Source organism: Bacillus sp. SRI_025, assembly GCF_057592095.1.
Genome location: NZ_JBYEGB010000002.1, coordinates 218,389 through 234,511 on the forward strand (window position 1 = coordinate 218,389; position 16,123 = coordinate 234,511).

Consider the following 16,123-nt stretch of genomic DNA (forward strand, 5'->3'; position numbering starts at 1 on the left):
ATCATCGGTGCGATTGTTGTTATTGGTGCGATTATACGGTTTGTTTTTTAATTCATTTCCTAAAAAATGATTCGTAAGCATTTCATTCGCAAGTCACATTGGTAGATGCTATACTAAAAAGCATAATTTACATTGGAGGAATGAATAATGGCAATCGTAAAAGCTACTGACGCAACATTTTCACAAGAAACTGCAGAAGGTGTTGTTCTTGCAGACTTTTGGGCACCATGGTGTGGACCTTGTAAAATGATTGCTCCAGTTCTTGAAGAACTTGATCAAGAAATGGGCGACAAAATGAAAATTGTAAAAATTGATGTAGACGATAACCAAGAAACTGCTGGTAAATACGGCGTTATGAGTATCCCAACACTTCTTGTTTTAAAAGACGGTGAAGTTGTAGAAACTTCTGTTGGTTTCAAACCAAAAGAAGCACTTGCTGAACTTGTCAACAAACATCTATAAACCGATCTATGTCCAAGCGGCATGATCATTGAAGCGGTTCTCGTAAAGACGAGAGCCGCTTTTCTTTCAACATGGTATAAAACAAATGTTCGTGATACACTAGAAGGAGTGAAAGAGGAAAACAAGGACGGATGAAAATATGAACAAACTAATCAAAGAAAAACTGTCAGTCCTGCCGGATCAACCAGGCTGTTACTTAATGAAAGATAGACAAAATACGATCATTTACGTGGGAAAGGCAAAGGTGTTAAAAAACAGGGTGCGCTCTTATTTCACTGGATCACATGACGCCAAAACGCAGCGGCTTGTCAGTGAAATTGAAGACTTTGAATACATTGTCACCTCTTCTAATATCGAAGCGCTCATTTTAGAGCTGAATTTAATCAAAAAATATGACCCAAAATACAATGTCATGCTTAAGGATGACAAGACGTATCCATTTATAAAAATTACGAATGAACGCCACCCTAAGCTGATCGTCACCCGCAATGTAAAAAAGGACAAAGGGAAATATTTCGGTCCATACCCAAACGTACAAGCAGCACGAGAAACGAAAAAGCTGCTCGACCGCTTATATCCCCTGAGAAAATGCGCCACTCTTCCTGACCGTGTCTGCCTTTATTATCATCTTGGGCAATGTCTTGCACCATGTGTGTATGACATTTCCGAGGAAACGAATAAGCAGCTCGTGGACGAAATCACAAGGTTTCTAAACGGAGGACATCAGCAAATCAAAAAAGAACTGACCGAAAAGATGCAGGAAGCTGCTGAAAATTTAGAGTTTGAACGGGCAAAAGAACTGAGAGACCAAATCGCTTATATCGACTCAACGATGGAAAAACAGAAAATGACGATGAGTGATTTATCAGATCGAGATGTCTTCGCCTATGCCTATGATAAAGGCTGGATGTGTGTCCAAGTTTTCTTCATCAGACAGGGGAAATTGATTGAACGTGATGTCAGCCTGTTTCCTATGTATCAGGACCCTGAAGAGGAGTTCCTCACGTTTATGGGGCAATTTTATGAAAAGAACAACCATTTTCTGCCGAAGGAAATTTTGGTGCCGGACAGTGTCGATCAAGAGATGATTGAGCAATTACTTGAGACAAACGTTCACCAGCCGAAAAAAGGAAAGAAAAAGGATTTACTTTTACTTGCCCATCAAAATGCCAAAATCGCCTTAAAAGAAAAGTTTTCGCTCATTGAGCGTGATGAAGAGCGGACAATTGGTGCGGTGAAGCAGCTTGGGGATGCGCTTAATATTTATATGCCGTACAGAATTGAGGCGTTTGATAACTCCAATATTCAAGGAGCAGACCCGGTTTCTGCCATGGTTGTCTTTCAGGACGGGAAGCCATATAAAAAGGAATACCGAAAATACAAAATTAAAACCGTCTCAGGACCAGATGATTATGCATCCATGCGTGAAGTCATTAGAAGACGATATACCCGCGTGTTAAAGGATGAACTGCCGCTGCCAGATTTAATTTTAATTGACGGAGGAAAAGGACAGATCAACGCAGCCATCGATGTGCTTGAAAATGAATTGAATTTGTCTGTCCCAGTCGCAGGTCTTGTAAAAGATGAAAAACACCGGACTTCAAATCTCATGATGGGAGATACACTTGAAATTGTTGCGCTGGAGCGAAATAGCCAGGCCTTTTACTTATTGCAGCGCATTCAAGATGAAGTGCACCGGTTTGCCATTAGCTTTCACCGGCAGCTGCGCGGAAAAAATGCATTCCAGTCTATTTTAGACGATGTACCAGGTATCGGAGAGAAGCGTAAAAAGCAGCTCCTCAAACATTTTGGCTCTGTGAAAAAGATGAAAGAAGCCTCTATCCAAGACTTTCAGGAGGCGGGCATTCCAAAACAGACGGCTGAACTTTTAATGGAAGCATTAAAAAAATAGATTGTACTTTTTCCAAAAGTCTGTTAAGATGTGACTAATTTAATAAATGAACGTGTTGTTTGTTGAAGATAGAGGTGCGAACTTCAAGAGTAAGCCTTCGGAGATCGATGGGATCTAAGAAGAGGGCTGAAAGGGGAGCGTCGCCGAAGTGAATAAAATCCACTCATTTTATTCGCTGGCTGTACATTGAAGAAATGTAGGGCTGTCAAGAATTCATTTTCTTGGAGGGCTATCTCATTGTTTGCATCGTTTAATGATGATTTTAAAGCAATGGGAGATTTGTTCTCTCATTGCTTTTTTATTTGCAGTGAGCGGACAGTCTCCAAAGCAGCCTCTTCTCTCACACGTGAACTTTTGAAAAAGGGTGGTAGACATGGGATTAATTGTACAAAAATTTGGCGGAACTTCCGTTGGGTCAACAGAAAAAATTCGCAATGCCGCAAAGAGAGTGATCGCTGAACGCGAGGCAGGACATGATGTGGTTGTGGTTGTATCAGCGATGGGTAAATCAACAGATGTTCTAGTAGACCTAGCGAAAGAACTTACAGACGATCCAAGCAAAAGAGAAATGGATATGCTGCTCGCAACTGGTGAACAGGTGACCATTTCATTATTAGCGATGGCGCTCCAAGCAAGAGGCTATGATGCCATTTCCTTCACAGGCTGGCAGGCTGGTATGAAAACAGAGCATGTACACGGAAATGCAAGAATCGTGGACATTGATGAAGCAAGAATAAAAGAGGAATTAAGTGCGGGGAAAGTCGTAGTTGTGGCAGGCTTCCAAGGAATTGCAGATGACTTACATATCACAACACTTGGACGCGGAGGATCAGATACGACTGCTGTGGCACTGGCTGCCGCACTAAAAGCTGATAAATGTGATATTTACACAGATGTACCAGGAGTGTTTACGACAGATCCGCGTTATGTACCATCTGCGCGGAAACTTGCAGGTATTTCATACGATGAGATGCTTGAGCTGGCTAATTTAGGAGCTGGGGTCCTGCATCCAAGAGCTGTTGAATTTGCGAAAAATTATCAAGTCCCGCTAGAAGTCCGTTCTAGTATTGAAAATGAATCGGGTACGTTAATTGAGGAGGAATCATCCATGGAACAAAATTTAGTCGTCAGAGGCATTGCGTTTGAAGATCAGATTACACGTGTGACAGTGTGCGGGCTTTCAAGCGGTCTCACAACATTATCGACCATTTTTACGACGCTTGCGAAACAGAATATCAATGTTGATATCATCATTCAGTCTGTCACAAGCACCAACCAGACGTCGATCTCTTTCTCTGTGAAAACGGATGATTTGTCCAAAACAGTTGAAGTATTAGAAGAATATAAAGGGGCGCTTGGCTACGAGCAGATTGAGACAGAAAGCAAATTAGCGAAAGTATCCATCGTGGGATCTGGAATGGTCTCTAACCCAGGCGTAGCCGCTGAAATGTTCGCTGTGTTAGCGCAAAAAGATATTCAAGTGAAAATGGTCAGTACGTCTGAAATCAAAGTCTCAACAGTGGTCGGCCGTGATGATATGGTCAAAGCAGTTGAAGCGCTGCATGATGCGTTTGATTTATCAAAGGTGAGCGCAGCTGCTCACTCTTAAAAAGGTAAAGAGGTGACCTCATGAAAGAGGATCGCCTCTTTTTTCTATATGGAATCGGCTGAAACGGACGTAAACCCATTCATTAAGTATGCTATGATAGATGTAGACATATAAAAAAGGCGTGACCTGAAGTCCGCGCCTTTTACCAAGAGGATTAGCTAGGGTCTCTTAAATCCCATTTTACGGTTAAAATGACTTTCTCAGCACGCTTTTTCACTTGTTCATAGGATTCAGCTACGTGCTCATTAAGAAGCTGAATTTGTTCAGCAATAAAACCCGCTTCCATCTGAAAGCATGGCTCCTTTTGATAGGTGAGTCGATTGGATACTAGTGGACCTTCGAGCTCAAACTCAATTTCCTGTTTTTTCGAATGGACCATTGTGAGAGTCCCCCATCCGGCATCATGGAAAAATTCGGGGATCTTTTCCCATGACTCTTGAGGAAATTTACGAGCAAGCAGTTTACCCGCAAAATACATCATAGATGAATGGTCCTGACCAAGAATATCAGGCAGCAGAACTTCGCGTATCAGCTCGTAGGCAAATCCATTGACTTCAATTTCTTTTAGCTGTTCTAAGTTAGATTCGAATTTATTCATTGTACGGCTCCCCTCTTTCAACAATTTATTATAGCTTATGTGGGCATATGATGACAGAGTTTTCCCTGAAGTCTAAGAAATTCTTATTGTAGTAAAACGAATTTTGATTTAAAACTTTTAAATTTCGGAAAATTTTAATTTATGTACGCGGTTTCTTGACGCTTTTTTGACATAGGAGTAAAATGAAATTGTCAATAAATTTGAATAAAGTGCTTACAATTGAAAGAAGCGGGGGTAAGACAATTTTCAAGCAATTGCACTTTTTTTACTAGGGGGTAAAGTAATGTCGGGGAACAAAGAATTTTTTTATCGGAGATTGCATTCTTTGCTTGGCGTCATTCCGGTCGGTCTATTTTTAGTACAGCACTTAGTGATTAACCACTTTGCGACGGATGGACCAGAGGCGTTTAACAAAGCTGCACACTTTATGGAACAGCTGCCATTCAGGTACGCACTTGAGCTGTTCGTGATTTTCTTACCACTGATCTATCATGCTGTTTATGGGGTGTACATAGCCTTTACGGCACAAAACAACACGTCTCGCTTCAGTTACTTAAGAAACTGGTTGTTCAGACTGCAAAGGGTTTCAGGTATCATCACATTGATTTTTATCACTTGGCACGTATGGGAAACACGCATTCAAGCTCAGCTTGGAGCTGAAGTCAACTACGACATGATGGCGAATATTTTAAGCTCTCCATTTATGCTAGGTTTCTATATTGTCGGCGTTTTATCTACTATTTTCCACTTTGCTAATGGCTTGTGGTCATTTGCTGTCAGCTGGGGAATTACGGTTTCACCACGCTCACAAAGAATCTCCACATTTGTGACATTAGGTATATTTATAGCGCTTTCATATGTAGGGCTAAGAGCAATTTTCGCTTTTGTTTAAGAGGAAATAGATTAGTAGAAGAGGGAGAGGGGCTACAATGAGTAATTCTAGCATCATCGTTGTCGGAGGCGGATTAGCTGGTCTCATGGCAACTATTAAAGCAGCAGAAGCGGGAACAGCTGTTCAACTATTTTCAATCGTACCTGTGAAACGTTCGCATTCTGTATGTGCACAGGGCGGAATCAACGGAGCGGTCAATACAAAAGGTGAAGGGGATTCACCTTATGAGCATTTTGATGATACGGTATATGGCGGAGATTTCTTAGCCAACCAGCCGCCAGTAAAGGCAATGTGTGAAGCAGCGCCGTCCATTATCCACTTACTTGATCGTATGGGTGTTATGTTTAATAGAACACCAGAGGGATTATTGGACTTCCGCCGCTTCGGGGGAACACAGCACCACCGTACAGCGTTTGCTGGAGCTACAACAGGCCAGCAGCTATTATACGCACTGGATGAGCAGGTTCGCCGCTATGAAGTAGCAGGACTTGTCACGAAATATGAAGGCTGGGAATTCCTTGGCACTGTTTTAGATGACGAGGAAGTGTGCCGCGGGATTGTCGCGCAGAACTTGACGACAATGGAAATTGAATCCTTCCGTTCAGATGCAGTCATCATGGCAACAGGCGGTCCTGGAATCGTGTTCGGTAAATCAACGAACTCCATGATTAACACTGGATCTGCTGCATCTATCGTTTATCAGCAAGGTGCGCATTATGCAAATGGAGAATTCATTCAAATTCACCCAACAGCGATTCCAGGAGATGACAAGCTTCGTCTTATGAGTGAATCAGCTCGTGGTGAGGGCGGACGAGTTTGGACATATAAAGACGGGAAGCCTTGGTACTTCCTTGAAGAAAAATACCCAGCATACGGGAACCTTGTACCGCGTGACATCGCAACGCGTGAAATCTTTGACGTATGTGTCGAGCAAAAGCTTGGCATCAACGGAGAGAACATGGTATATCTCGATCTTTCTCATAAAGATCCTAAAGAGCTTGATATTAAGCTTGGCGGAATCATTGAAATCTATGAAAAATTCATGGGTGATGACCCGCGTAAGCTTCCGATGAAAATCTTCCCTGCTGTTCATTACTCAATGGGCGGATTATGGGTCGATTATGATCAAATGACGAATATCAAAGGTCTGTTCGCTGCCGGAGAATGTGATTACTCGATGCACGGCGGAAACAGACTTGGTGCAAACTCACTTCTTTCTGCGATTTACGGCGGAATGGTCGCTGGACCAAATGCGGTGAAGTACATTAGCGGTCTTGAGAAGTCTGCGGAAGACCTTTCTTCTGCAACATTTGACAGTGCCGTGAAGAAAGAGCAGGAGAAATGGGACAACATCCTCAGCATGGATGGTACAGAAAATGCGTACGTGCTTCATAAAGAGCTTGGAGAATGGATGACGGATAACGTTACAGTGGTTCGTTACAATGACAAACTCTTAAAAACAGATCAGAAGATCGAAGAACTAATGGAGCGCTACAAGAAGATCAACATCAACGATACCGCATCATGGAGCAACCAAGGCGCTGCCTTCACGCGTCAGCTTGACAACATGCTTCAGCTGGCAAGAGTCATTACGATCGGGGCATATAACCGGAATGAAAGCCGAGGCGCACACTATAAACCGGAATTCCCAGAAAGAAACGATGAAGAATTCCTTAAAACAACGATGGCTACGTTCAAAGGGAAAAATCAAAAGCCTGCATTCCACTATGAGGACGTCGATGTATCGTTAATTGCACCTCGTAAACGAGATTACTCGAAGAAAAAGGTGGAGAAATAAGATGAGTGAAAAAAACACAATTCAATTCATTATCACGCGTCAAGATACAGCAGATGGAAAGCCTTATGATGAAGAATTCGAAATCCCTTACCGCCCAAATATGAACGTCATTTCTGCACTCATGGAAATTAGACGTAACCCGGTCAATAAACAAGGTGAAAAAACAACGGCGATCAACTGGGATATGAACTGTCTTGAAGAGGTGTGCGGAGCTTGTTCTATGGTTATTAATGGAAAACCGCGCCAGTCATGTACAGCCCTGATTGATAAGTTAGATCAGCCGATCCGTCTTCAGCCGATGAAGACATTCCCGGTCGTGAGAGACTTGCAGGTTGATAGAAGCCGTATGTTCAACTCCTTGAAAAAAGTAAAAGCATGGGTGCCGATCGATGGCACATATGATCTTGGACCTGGACCAAGAATGCCTGAGAAAAAACGTCAATGGGCGTATGAGCTTTCTAAATGTATGACTTGTGGTGTCTGCCTTGAAGCTTGTCCAAACGTGAATGATAAGTCTTCCTTTATGGGCCCTGCACCGCTTTCACAAGTACGTCTATTTAACGCACATCCGACAGGTGCGATGAATAAGTCTGACCGTCTAGAAGAAATTATGGGTGACGGCGGTCTTGCGAACTGCGGGAACTCTCAAAACTGTGTGCAGGCTTGTCCGAAAGGAATCCCGCTGACAACGTCAATTGCAGCACTTAACCGAGATACAACATTACAAGCTTTCCGTAACTTCTTCGGAAGCGATCACGCAGAATAACATCACATTCAGTCCTCTTTGCCAATCATGATGAGTGTTTACAAGAGGCTGGGTGGAACACAAAATAAACGCCTCTTCCAATATTGGGAGAGGCGTTTATTGATGAATAAGGAGATGATAAAGTGAGACTTCCGTCATATATTGAAGAATCGTTTGAAGAGTGGAGGGCATCCTTTCGATTTTATGTCGAAACGACTGTCCGTTTTTCAGAAACGGATATGTTCGGCCATATGAACAATGTCACCCCATTTGTGTATTTTGAAGAAGCACGGATTGCCTTTTTTCAAAAAACAGGAATTGTGGATAAACGAATGAAACGTGTGAAAGAGACGATTACAGTCGTGGCAAACCTGCAATGTGATTACATCAAACAGGTGGAGATAGGGGAGCGGCTTCGTGTGTATGTAAAGCCGGAAAAAGTCGGGTCAAGCTCACTTATTCTTCATTATTTAGGAGAAAACGAGCAGCAGGAACCATGCTTTACAGGCTCAGTCACCATGGTCCAAATTAATAAAGAAACAGGCGCTCCTGTCCCATTTACAGAGGAAGAAAAAGAGACATTTCAAGCTCAGCGAAATGGGTAGTATGCAGCCTCATCAACGTGTAAGCTTCATTTTGTTATAATAAAAAGACCATATCAAGAAGAAACAAAAGGAGAACACATGAAGATTTTTCAATATGACACCATTGATAGTACAAATAATGAAGCGAAAAGGCTCATTCAGCAAGGAGAAAAACCTTCATTTGCTGTCTATGCACATCAGCAGACAGCAGGAAGAGGCAGGCTGGGCAGGCCGTGGGAAACGCCTGCAGGAAATGTCGCTGTGACCATGACAGTTTTGCCGCCAGAAGAACTCTCCACCCAGTCAACGATTGCTCCGCTGACCGCACTAGCGATCTATGATGTACTTAAGCCTCTCATAAGGGCTGAGGATCAGCTGGCGATCAAATGGCCAAATGATATTCTTATCAATGAAGCAAAGGTATCAGGCACATTGATTGAAGCGGACCGTACCGCTATTTATATCGGGGTTGGCATCAATGTGAAGACAAAGCCGGAGCATGTTCCGTACAAAACCATTTGCCTATCAGAGCTTACAGAGGTGAATGCCGATCAGCTTGTGAAGGAACTTGCAGCCGCTTTTGAAAAATATCATACACGCTGGAAGAATGAAGGGTTTGAAGCACTCACTGCCCTCTACAACAAACGGTTATATCGTCTTCATAAACCGCTGCGGATTTCGTTAGACCGTGAAAAACAAACATGGGAAGAGGGTATTTGCTGCGGGGTCAACCGTTACGGTCATCTCCAGCTAAAAGATGAGAAAGGGCAGATAAAAGCTCATTCTGCCGGAGATATAGATGCACCGCTACAGCATTAAAAAAAGCAGACGAGAGCATCGTCTGCTTTAAGCTTCTCTTTTAATCTGAGGCTGAATCACATAGTCTTGTTTTGTGAAGACAACTCCGTCTAGAATTTCTCTTGCGGTTCGAATAACTTTGACTCTGTTTTCAGAGATGTCAATTTCAGTTTGCATAATACCAGCAGGATGCCCAATACGAAGGGTGTCATCTTTTCCTTGAAACAGCTGAGAAGGAAGCGTTTCATCTAAGAAACAGCTGGCTGTCACGCAGACAGAGCCGGTAATGGCAAGTGCTTGGTGCGGTCGTTGCATCGATAGCATACGAACGATGATGTCCATATCTTCTGCTCGTCTCAAGATGCCATTTGTATCTACATAATCAGTAGGCTCACTAATGAGCGCAAGCTTTGGAACAGCTGGAGACTGTAATGTGGCCATTTCTTTTGGTGCAAAATGACACATTTCAGCAGCAAGGGAACGAATTTCTTCTAAATCGTCCAGTAATTCGTCTGTAAACTCTTCAGGCAATTCAGTTCCTTTTAATTGAATATCTTTCGCGCGAATAAAGGCAATTGGGTTTGCAATGTCAACGATCGAGATTGGAATCTCGCCAAACTTTGTTTGAATCGTATCAATTTTGTTTCCAGTTGGAAAGGTTTTACCTGTGACAGCGCCTTCAGGTTTCTCAAAGGATAAATAAATGGGAGAACCAGTTCCTTTTACGCCTGGAATTTCTGCCTGTCCTTCAAATTTTACTTCTCCATTTTCGACCTCGACCTCTGCCGTAATGACTTTATTTGTATTGGTATTGAGGATACGTACAGTCGTAATGGGCTCAACCGCTTGAACAAGTCCTTTAATGATCGCATACGGCCCAACGGCTGATGAGATGTTCCCGCAGTTTCCTTTAAAGTCGACATATCTCTCATTAATGCTGACTTGTGCAAATGTATAGTTCACATCCACATCCGGGCGTGTGGCTTTATCGATGATCGCCACTTTGCTTGTTAAAGAATTACCGCCGCCGATTCCATCGACCTGCAGCCGATCAGGGCTGCCCATTATGTCTAATAGAAATGCTTCGAGCTCATCGTGTTCATATGGTGCATTGTTCGCGTGAATGAATACCCCTTTGCTTGTACCGCCTCGCATGATTGTGATTGGAACTTTTCTCATTACTCTCACCCTCAATTTTTAATAAACTGTTTATCTAACCAAAATGGTAAAGTATAATAAGAAATAAGTTAAATACATTATTTTAAGAGAAATCAATAAAATTATTTTATAATTAGTAAAAAAGGAGGGCAAACAATGGATGAAAAAGATTGGCGGTTTTTAAAGGTACTTTATGAAGAAAAGAACATCACAAAAGCGGCAGAAAAATTATTTGTCTCTCAGCCTGCCTTAAGCTATCGATTGAAACAGCTTGAAGAGGAGTTTGATATGAAGCTTTTCTTTAAAAGAAAACGAGGAATTGAATTTACATCAGAGGGCGAATACTTGGCTAAATATGCAAATGACATGCTCAAACAGCTGCAGCAAACAAAAGATGGCATGCTCAATATGCAAAAAAAGGTCAAAGGAACGATCCGGTTAGGGGTCTCAAGTAACTTTGCCCAGTATAAACTGCCAGAAATATTAAAAGAATTTTCTAAGCAGTATCCACATGTTCAATTTATGGTCAACACAGGCTGGAGCACAAAGGTAATGGATTTATTAGGAACATCAAGTGTGCATTTAGGGATTTTAAGAGGCGATTATGACTGGAATGGAGAGCGCTTTTTGCTCGATAAAGAGCGTCTTTGCATCATTTCAAAATCAGAAATCCAGCTAAAGGATCTCCCGAATCTGCCGCTCATTGACTATCATACAGACAGTTCATTGAAACGGCTGATTAACAGATGGTGGCAGGAAACATTCACAATGCCTCCGCTTGTCACGATGGAGACAGACCGTCAGGATACATCAAAAGAGATGGTGAAGCATGGTTTAGGCTATGCCATTGTCCCAGAAATTTGCCTCAGACCAAGTGATGAGTTATTTGTAAAAGGTCTTTCGTATAAAGATGGACAGCCTGTTTTAAGAGATACATGGCTCATGTACCAGCCAGACTCACTTCATTTGTCTGTTGTGAAAGCGTTCATTGAGTTTTTAAGAAATCAGCAAGGTTGATTATAAAAGGAATTTATTGAATATACGAAAAAATCGATATTTTCATTATAAAAAAAGCTATTATATCCTTGAAATAGAAAGCGCTAACATATAGATCGCAAGTGCAAGGGGGCGCTTGCAGATCATGTAAAGAAGAGGATGGAGGGATATAAAGTGCTAGCTATTTTAGGGATCTTGATGGTCTTGACATTTACATTTCTCATTATGACTAAACGTATGCATCCGGTGGTGGCTCTAACCGTTGTACCTATCATATTTGCATTGATCGGTGGCTTTAACAAAGGATTAGGGGACATGATGCTTGATGGACTGAAAACTGTTGCACCATCAGCTGCTTTATTGTTATTTGCGATTTTATTCTTCGGTGTCATGCTGGATGCTGGATTGTTTGATCCTCTGATTAAACTCATTCTACGTATTGTAAAAGGTGATCCTGTCAAAATTGCTTTTGGGGTAGCGATTTTGTCTATGCTTGTTGCTTTAGATGGTGATGGAACAACAACGTATATGATTACCGTATCAGCTATGCTTCCACTTTTCTTAAGAATTGGGATGAACCCATTAATTTTAGGAACAATTTCATTATTATCATTAGGAATTATGAGCGGAATGACGCCATGGGGCGGCCCAGCTACTCGTGCCATCGCGGCGCTTGGATTAGATGCAGGCGAATTTTTCATTCCATTACTCCCAACGATGGTTGGAGGCGGTCTTTTTATACTTTTTACTGCTTACGTACTTGGAAAAAAAGAAAGAAAACGAATTGGGGTTGCAGAAATTCAGTACAAAGAAGAGCCGTCCATTTCTCCAGAATTGGCTGCGTCAATTGAGGATGGAGTAGCCGATATCAAAAGGCCGAATCTGATTTGGATTAACTTCTTCCTTACAATTGCTGTCATGGTCACACTAGTCCTGGATATTATCCCAATTCCTGTACTCTTCTTAATTGGATTTGTCATTGCCCTTATGATTAACTATCCAAAGGTTGAAGATCAGCGTGAGCGAATTTTATCTCATGCAGGAAACGCATTAACGGTTATTACACTTGTATTTGCAGCAGGAATTTTCACAGGGATCTTCTCAGGAACAAAGATGGTTGAGGCCATTGCCAATTTGGTGATTTATATGATTCCAGATTCCTACAGCTCATTTTTCCCGCTGATTGTTGCTTTGACGAGTATGCCATTTACATTTATTCTTTCAAATGATGCTTACTATTTCGGGGTACTGCCGATCTTGGCTGAAGCCGGCGCAGCTTACGGGATTGATCCGGTGGAGATTGCACGTGCTTCTATCATAGGACAGCCTGTCCACTTACTGAGCCCACTTGTGGCTTCAACGCTGCTGCTTGTTGGTATGCTGAACAAAGATATTGGTGATTTGCAAAAATACGCACTCCTATGGACCGTGTTAACTGCCCTTTTTACAACACTTATTGCATTGTTAACAGGCGCCATTACAATCTTTTAAATACCACGTAAAAAAGGACGATGTCTCGGTGAGGAGACTCGTCCTTTTTTGCGGGGCTGAAAGCGCAGTAAATTGGACGCTGATATGCGGGATTTCTTGATTTTAACGTCACCTACCTCAGGCACCCGGCATATGATATCTCGACTATACAGAATCCCATTCTATAGAGACTAGAGCTCTCACCTTAGCAAGGAGGGTTACAATACTTGAAGGAGAAAGAGTTTCAATCCAAGCCGCTATTAACCAAAAGAGAAAGAGAAGTATTCGAATTGCTCGTCCAAGATAAAACAACAAAAGAAATTGCAAGCGAGCTTTTTATTAGCGAAAAGACTGTTCGAAATCACATTTCGAATGCTAAGCAAACCTTTTGCAAATTAAACCTTTAATCTAAATAACTCCGAAAGTCGTATGTTAATAAGTTACACAATAGGATTATAATTGAATTGACTTATTTATTAGAGCAAAAATTCATACTTCTACGACAATTTACGACAACATTTTTTTGTACTTCATGATAAATTAAACAATGGTAAGGTGATCATATATGACAAGTACAATCGCGAAAGACTTACGGACACATTTAAGAAACTCAATAGAAATGTCTAAAGAAAGTCAAAAACAAGTTGCAACAAAGCTGGGCATAAGCAGTAGTTATTTAAGCAAATTTTTAAATGGTAAGGATGTCTCGTTCTGGATAGTTCATAAGATCATTAATTACATTGACAAAGAGAACGAAATTGAACTCATTTTAAATTATTTTAAAGAAGGCATTAATTCTAAAAATGTTCCTGCTGCTTTAGAATATTGCTATTCTAAACAATTGTACGACTACACAAGTGTGATTGCACGAGAATATAAAAGCAAAAGGAATCCCAAGTCTCGAGAGTTATGTGCTTTATATTCACTAATGATTGAGTCGAGGTTTATATTTGAAAGAAACGCTTTTTTAGATAACTTAAGAAATGTTAAGACCACATTTTTGGAAACTGAAATCATGGTGAAGGTCTTACATGTTTATTATTATTATTTGAATGGTCTTTATGATTTAACTATTTATACTATTGATCAAATAAATGACTTATTGTTTCAGGTTAGTGATCCGTTTCTAAAAATGGCATACGGTGCTAGGTTAGATGAAATTCAAGTTAATATTTACTTAAAGCAAAAAACAGAATTAATCCAGTCAAGAAAAATAGCTAACAGAATTTTGGACAGAAATTTCAGCACAGCTCACAACATTACTGCTTATCATATTTTAGGTCTTTCATATTTTCTAGAATCCTATGAACAATCAATTTCTTATTATCTTAAATGTATTGACCTCTATTCAAAATTCCCTGATAGACAGGCCGAAATAATTGAGAATAAAGAAGAAATAGCTTTCCTTCAAAAATACTGGGATAAAAGAATTAATGATGAATTTGCAGTGAGTGAATTCACCACGTTATTAAAACATGATGGGGATTTAAGCAAATTTTATCAGGATGATAGGTATAATAAATATGCGCTTCTTTTTGATGGAATAACAGAATTGTCATCAGAAAAGTTGCTATTATCCCATCATTATTTTTCAAAAAGCAAAGATTATTTCAGGGCAAGTTTCCCAAAAAATGAATTGAATAGAACTGGATTTAGGTATACACTCTAAGAGTTAGGGGGTGCTATACATGACTAAACGTTTCAATGTAATTGTTTTAACAATTACACTAGGAGCAACAATAGTTGTTTCGGAAATTCACTCACTTATCACTAACAACCCAGAAACAGTATATGAAACAAAAGATGTAAGACCAGGAATGTAAATATAAGATATGAAAAAGACGCTACCTATAATCTGGTATCGTCTTTCGTGTTTTCTGGGGAAGTTTCCTGTTTTCAAAAAATACGAAAACAGGAAATTATTTTAAATATATCTAATATAGACTAAAACGTACATAGAACAAGTATTCCTTGGAGGGTAGTGAAATGGCTATAAAATATGAAGAATTAATGGAGATCATAGAAGCAACAAAAAAAGAAGATCAAAATCAATCCTCTTCAGGTGAATCGTTTTCTAAAAATTTAGCCTTAGAAGCTCTGTAATTTTTAAGGGCATCTAGCATGAAATTACGCTCATCATCTGTTATTTGTTTGCCATCTGCATCTATAATATTTGCATTTTTGATATTTTCAAGAGTTAGTTCTTTCGCGAAAACTACTTTCTCAGCTTCTTTACCCATTTTTTTAAGATCTCTTGGATCAGTAACAAAATAGGTGGGGTCAACATTAAAATAATCAGCAAGCTTTGTCAGAGCTTCCAAAGAAGGGCTTTTAATTTTTCCTGTTTCTAGTTTTGATAAGTAACCGTTACTTAAACCAACTTCTTGAGCAAGTCGCCTTATAGAAAGTTTTGGTTTATGCTCTTCTCTTAACCTTTTTAAGTTGGTACCGATTAATTCATTTTTTTTGTCCATAAATAAGGTCACCTCGATTTAATGCCACTGTGTGTTTGTGTACGACACACGACACACCGCTACAAATAATTATAACATGTAGGTTCCCATAAGAAACATTTAAAAATAATGGTTGCACAAAAAGCTAAAGGCTGGTATATTTTACTTGTGCTTCCTGTAGGAAGCGTTTAGGGAGGTGAAAACAATGAACCGCGAAACTGCTTCTTTTGCAGAAAAAATTAAAAAAATAAGGTCAGAAAGAAATGAAACTCAACGCCAATTCGGTTTGGTTACTGGATTTTCTAGCTCTTATGTTTGTAAGTTGGAAAAAGGGAAAGCTAACCCGTCGCACTCTTCTTTAGTTCAACTAAGTGAAAAATTAAATTTGCCACCGGCTTATTTTTTTTAAACAGAGTGCTTCCTATAGTGATCAAAATTCGGAGGTTAGTCCTACTGTCCACATTGCATATTATGTTTCGAGGTGATCTTTATGGCTAAGAAAAAGCAAAAGAGAAAAAGCAACCTGTTTCTCGGAGAAGTTTTCTTTGGAACAGAAGACAGAGAAAAACTTTTCACTGAGGCTGTGGCGCCTTATTACACACCAGTAAAAAAAGAAAAGAACAAAAAAAATAAAGAGGCTTGAAACTT

18 protein-coding genes and 1 riboswitch are annotated in these 16,123 nt (G+C 40.4%); of the genes, 15 read left to right on the forward strand and 3 right to left on the reverse strand.

The features are described 5' to 3' along the window. Positions 1-147 precede the first annotated feature (147 nt). The 3 genes from trxA to AC20OE_RS05935 all read left to right on the forward strand — a co-directional run bounded on the left by trxA (position 148) and on the right by AC20OE_RS05935 (position 3,983). Positions 148-462, forward strand: a complete 315-nt coding sequence (trxA, locus tag AC20OE_RS05925; protein WP_007501629.1) for a thioredoxin — start codon at positions 148-150, stop codon at positions 460-462. A 139-nt stretch (positions 463-601) separates the two neighbouring features. Beyond that, on the forward strand, positions 602-2,374 hold the full coding sequence (gene uvrC, locus AC20OE_RS05930; protein ID WP_024423216.1) for an excinuclease ABC subunit UvrC: 1,773 nt from the start codon (positions 602-604) through the stop codon (positions 2,372-2,374). Between the two features lie 61 nt (positions 2,375-2,435). Beyond that, a riboswitch (Lysine riboswitch) is annotated at positions 2,436-2,614 on the forward strand. Between the two features lie 133 nt (positions 2,615-2,747). Further along, the gene (locus AC20OE_RS05935) at positions 2,748-3,983 is read left to right on the forward strand and encodes an aspartate kinase (RefSeq protein ID WP_059374744.1); all 1,236 of its coding nucleotides are present in this window, start codon (positions 2,748-2,750) and stop codon (positions 3,981-3,983) included. A gap of 154 nt (positions 3,984-4,137) precedes the next feature. On the opposite strand, the gene AC20OE_RS05940 is transcribed toward AC20OE_RS05935, so the two are convergent. Continuing rightward, positions 4,138-4,581 (reverse strand): YslB family protein, encoded by a 444-nt coding sequence (locus AC20OE_RS05940; RefSeq protein ID WP_024423214.1) that lies wholly within the window; start codon positions 4,579-4,581, stop codon positions 4,138-4,140. 283 nt (positions 4,582-4,864) lie between these two features. Between AC20OE_RS05940 and AC20OE_RS05945 the strand changes: the two genes are divergently transcribed. The 5 genes from AC20OE_RS05945 to AC20OE_RS05965 all read left to right on the forward strand — a co-directional run bounded on the left by AC20OE_RS05945 (position 4,865) and on the right by AC20OE_RS05965 (position 9,419). Next, a complete protein-coding gene (locus tag AC20OE_RS05945) occupies positions 4,865-5,473 on the forward strand; it encodes a succinate dehydrogenase cytochrome b558 subunit (protein ID WP_039180486.1) in 609 nt (202 codons plus the stop codon). A gap of 37 nt (positions 5,474-5,510) precedes the next feature. Then, positions 5,511-7,271, forward strand: coding sequence for a succinate dehydrogenase flavoprotein subunit (gene sdhA / locus AC20OE_RS05950; protein WP_372556023.1), 1,761 nt, complete (start codon positions 5,511-5,513; stop codon positions 7,269-7,271). 1 nt (position 7,272) lies between these two features. Further along, the gene (gene sdhB / locus AC20OE_RS05955; RefSeq protein WP_034279749.1) at positions 7,273-8,037 is read left to right on the forward strand and encodes a succinate dehydrogenase iron-sulfur subunit; all 765 of its coding nucleotides are present in this window, start codon (positions 7,273-7,275) and stop codon (positions 8,035-8,037) included. A 122-nt stretch (positions 8,038-8,159) separates the two neighbouring features. Continuing rightward, entirely contained in the window at positions 8,160-8,621 is a 462-nt protein-coding gene (locus AC20OE_RS05960; protein WP_372556024.1) for an acyl-CoA thioesterase, read from the forward strand. A 78-nt stretch (positions 8,622-8,699) separates the two neighbouring features. Continuing rightward, positions 8,700-9,419 carry a biotin--[acetyl-CoA-carboxylase] ligase gene (locus AC20OE_RS05965; protein WP_064497848.1) on the forward strand — a complete coding sequence of 240 codons (720 nt, stop codon included), beginning with the start codon at positions 8,700-8,702 and terminating at the stop codon, positions 9,417-9,419. 27 nt (positions 9,420-9,446) lie between these two features. On the opposite strand, the gene AC20OE_RS05970 is transcribed toward AC20OE_RS05965, so the two are convergent. Continuing rightward, positions 9,447-10,577 (reverse strand): 2-methylaconitate cis-trans isomerase PrpF family protein, encoded by a 1,131-nt coding sequence (locus AC20OE_RS05970; protein WP_039180474.1) that lies wholly within the window; start codon positions 10,575-10,577, stop codon positions 9,447-9,449. A 135-nt stretch (positions 10,578-10,712) separates the two neighbouring features. Here AC20OE_RS05970 and AC20OE_RS05975 point away from each other — a divergent pair, with 135 nt between their 5' ends. The 5 genes from AC20OE_RS05975 to AC20OE_RS05995 all read left to right on the forward strand — a co-directional run bounded on the left by AC20OE_RS05975 (position 10,713) and on the right by AC20OE_RS05995 (position 14,845). After that, entirely contained in the window at positions 10,713-11,573 is an 861-nt protein-coding gene (locus AC20OE_RS05975) for a LysR family transcriptional regulator (RefSeq protein ID WP_024423208.1), read from the forward strand. 153 nt (positions 11,574-11,726) lie between these two features. Further along, on the forward strand, positions 11,727-13,043 hold the full coding sequence (locus tag AC20OE_RS05980; protein ID WP_212043759.1) for a CitMHS family transporter: 1,317 nt from the start codon (positions 11,727-11,729) through the stop codon (positions 13,041-13,043). A gap of 206 nt (positions 13,044-13,249) precedes the next feature. Next, positions 13,250-13,429, forward strand: a complete 180-nt coding sequence (locus AC20OE_RS05985; RefSeq protein WP_059374661.1) for a helix-turn-helix domain-containing protein — start codon at positions 13,250-13,252, stop codon at positions 13,427-13,429. Positions 13,430-13,587: 158 nt separating this feature from the next. After that, positions 13,588-14,691: an AimR family lysis-lysogeny pheromone receptor gene (locus AC20OE_RS05990; RefSeq protein WP_487268673.1), complete on the forward strand. Its 1,104-nt coding sequence runs from the start codon at positions 13,588-13,590 to the stop codon at positions 14,689-14,691. 19 nt (positions 14,692-14,710) lie between these two features. Further along, on the forward strand, positions 14,711-14,845 hold the full coding sequence (locus tag AC20OE_RS05995; RefSeq protein WP_260852374.1) for a hypothetical protein: 135 nt from the start codon (positions 14,711-14,713) through the stop codon (positions 14,843-14,845). 225 nt (positions 14,846-15,070) lie between these two features. Here the strand turns inward: AC20OE_RS05995 and AC20OE_RS06000 are convergent, their stop codons facing one another. After that, positions 15,071-15,496, reverse strand: coding sequence for a helix-turn-helix domain-containing protein (locus tag AC20OE_RS06000; RefSeq protein ID WP_059375654.1), 426 nt, complete (start codon positions 15,494-15,496; stop codon positions 15,071-15,073). 184 nt (positions 15,497-15,680) lie between these two features. Between AC20OE_RS06000 and AC20OE_RS06005 the strand changes: the two genes are divergently transcribed. Further along, the gene (locus AC20OE_RS06005) at positions 15,681-15,884 is read left to right on the forward strand and encodes a helix-turn-helix domain-containing protein (RefSeq protein ID WP_059375651.1); all 204 of its coding nucleotides are present in this window, start codon (positions 15,681-15,683) and stop codon (positions 15,882-15,884) included. An 81-nt stretch (positions 15,885-15,965) separates the two neighbouring features. Further along, positions 15,966-16,118 carry a hypothetical protein gene (locus AC20OE_RS06010; RefSeq protein WP_169738191.1) on the forward strand — a complete coding sequence of 51 codons (153 nt, stop codon included), beginning with the start codon at positions 15,966-15,968 and terminating at the stop codon, positions 16,116-16,118. The last annotated feature ends 5 nt before the right edge of the window (positions 16,119-16,123 follow it).

Bases quoted from the DNA above. Each gene is read 5' to 3' on its own strand.
- trxA (WP_007501629.1), top strand. From the start codon at position 148: ATGGCAATCGTAAAAGCTACTGACGCAACATTTTCACAAGAAACTGCA.
- uvrC (WP_024423216.1), top strand. From the start codon at position 602: ATGAACAAACTAATCAAAGAAAAACTGTCAGTCCTGCCGGATCAACCA.
- AC20OE_RS05935 (WP_059374744.1), top strand. From the start codon at position 2,748: ATGGGATTAATTGTACAAAAATTTGGCGGAACTTCCGTTGGGTCAACA.
- AC20OE_RS05940 (WP_024423214.1), bottom strand. From the start codon at position 4,581: ATGAATAAATTCGAATCTAACTTAGAACAGCTAAAAGAAATTGAAGTC.
- AC20OE_RS05945 (WP_039180486.1), top strand. From the start codon at position 4,865: ATGTCGGGGAACAAAGAATTTTTTTATCGGAGATTGCATTCTTTGCTT.
- sdhA (WP_372556023.1), top strand. From the start codon at position 5,511: ATGAGTAATTCTAGCATCATCGTTGTCGGAGGCGGATTAGCTGGTCTC.
- sdhB (WP_034279749.1), top strand. From the start codon at position 7,273: ATGAGTGAAAAAAACACAATTCAATTCATTATCACGCGTCAAGATACA.
- AC20OE_RS05965 (WP_064497848.1), top strand. From the start codon at position 8,700: ATGAAGATTTTTCAATATGACACCATTGATAGTACAAATAATGAAGCG.
- AC20OE_RS05970 (WP_039180474.1), bottom strand. From the start codon at position 10,577: ATGAGAAAAGTTCCAATCACAATCATGCGAGGCGGTACAAGCAAAGGG.
- AC20OE_RS05975 (WP_024423208.1), top strand. From the start codon at position 10,713: ATGGATGAAAAAGATTGGCGGTTTTTAAAGGTACTTTATGAAGAAAAG.
- AC20OE_RS05990 (WP_487268673.1), top strand. From the start codon at position 13,588: ATGACAAGTACAATCGCGAAAGACTTACGGACACATTTAAGAAACTCA.
- AC20OE_RS05995 (WP_260852374.1), top strand. From the start codon at position 14,711: ATGACTAAACGTTTCAATGTAATTGTTTTAACAATTACACTAGGAGCA.
- AC20OE_RS06000 (WP_059375654.1), bottom strand. From the start codon at position 15,496: ATGGACAAAAAAAATGAATTAATCGGTACCAACTTAAAAAGGTTAAGA.
- AC20OE_RS06005 (WP_059375651.1), top strand. From the start codon at position 15,681: ATGAACCGCGAAACTGCTTCTTTTGCAGAAAAAATTAAAAAAATAAGG.
- AC20OE_RS06010 (WP_169738191.1), top strand. From the start codon at position 15,966: ATGGCTAAGAAAAAGCAAAAGAGAAAAAGCAACCTGTTTCTCGGAGAA.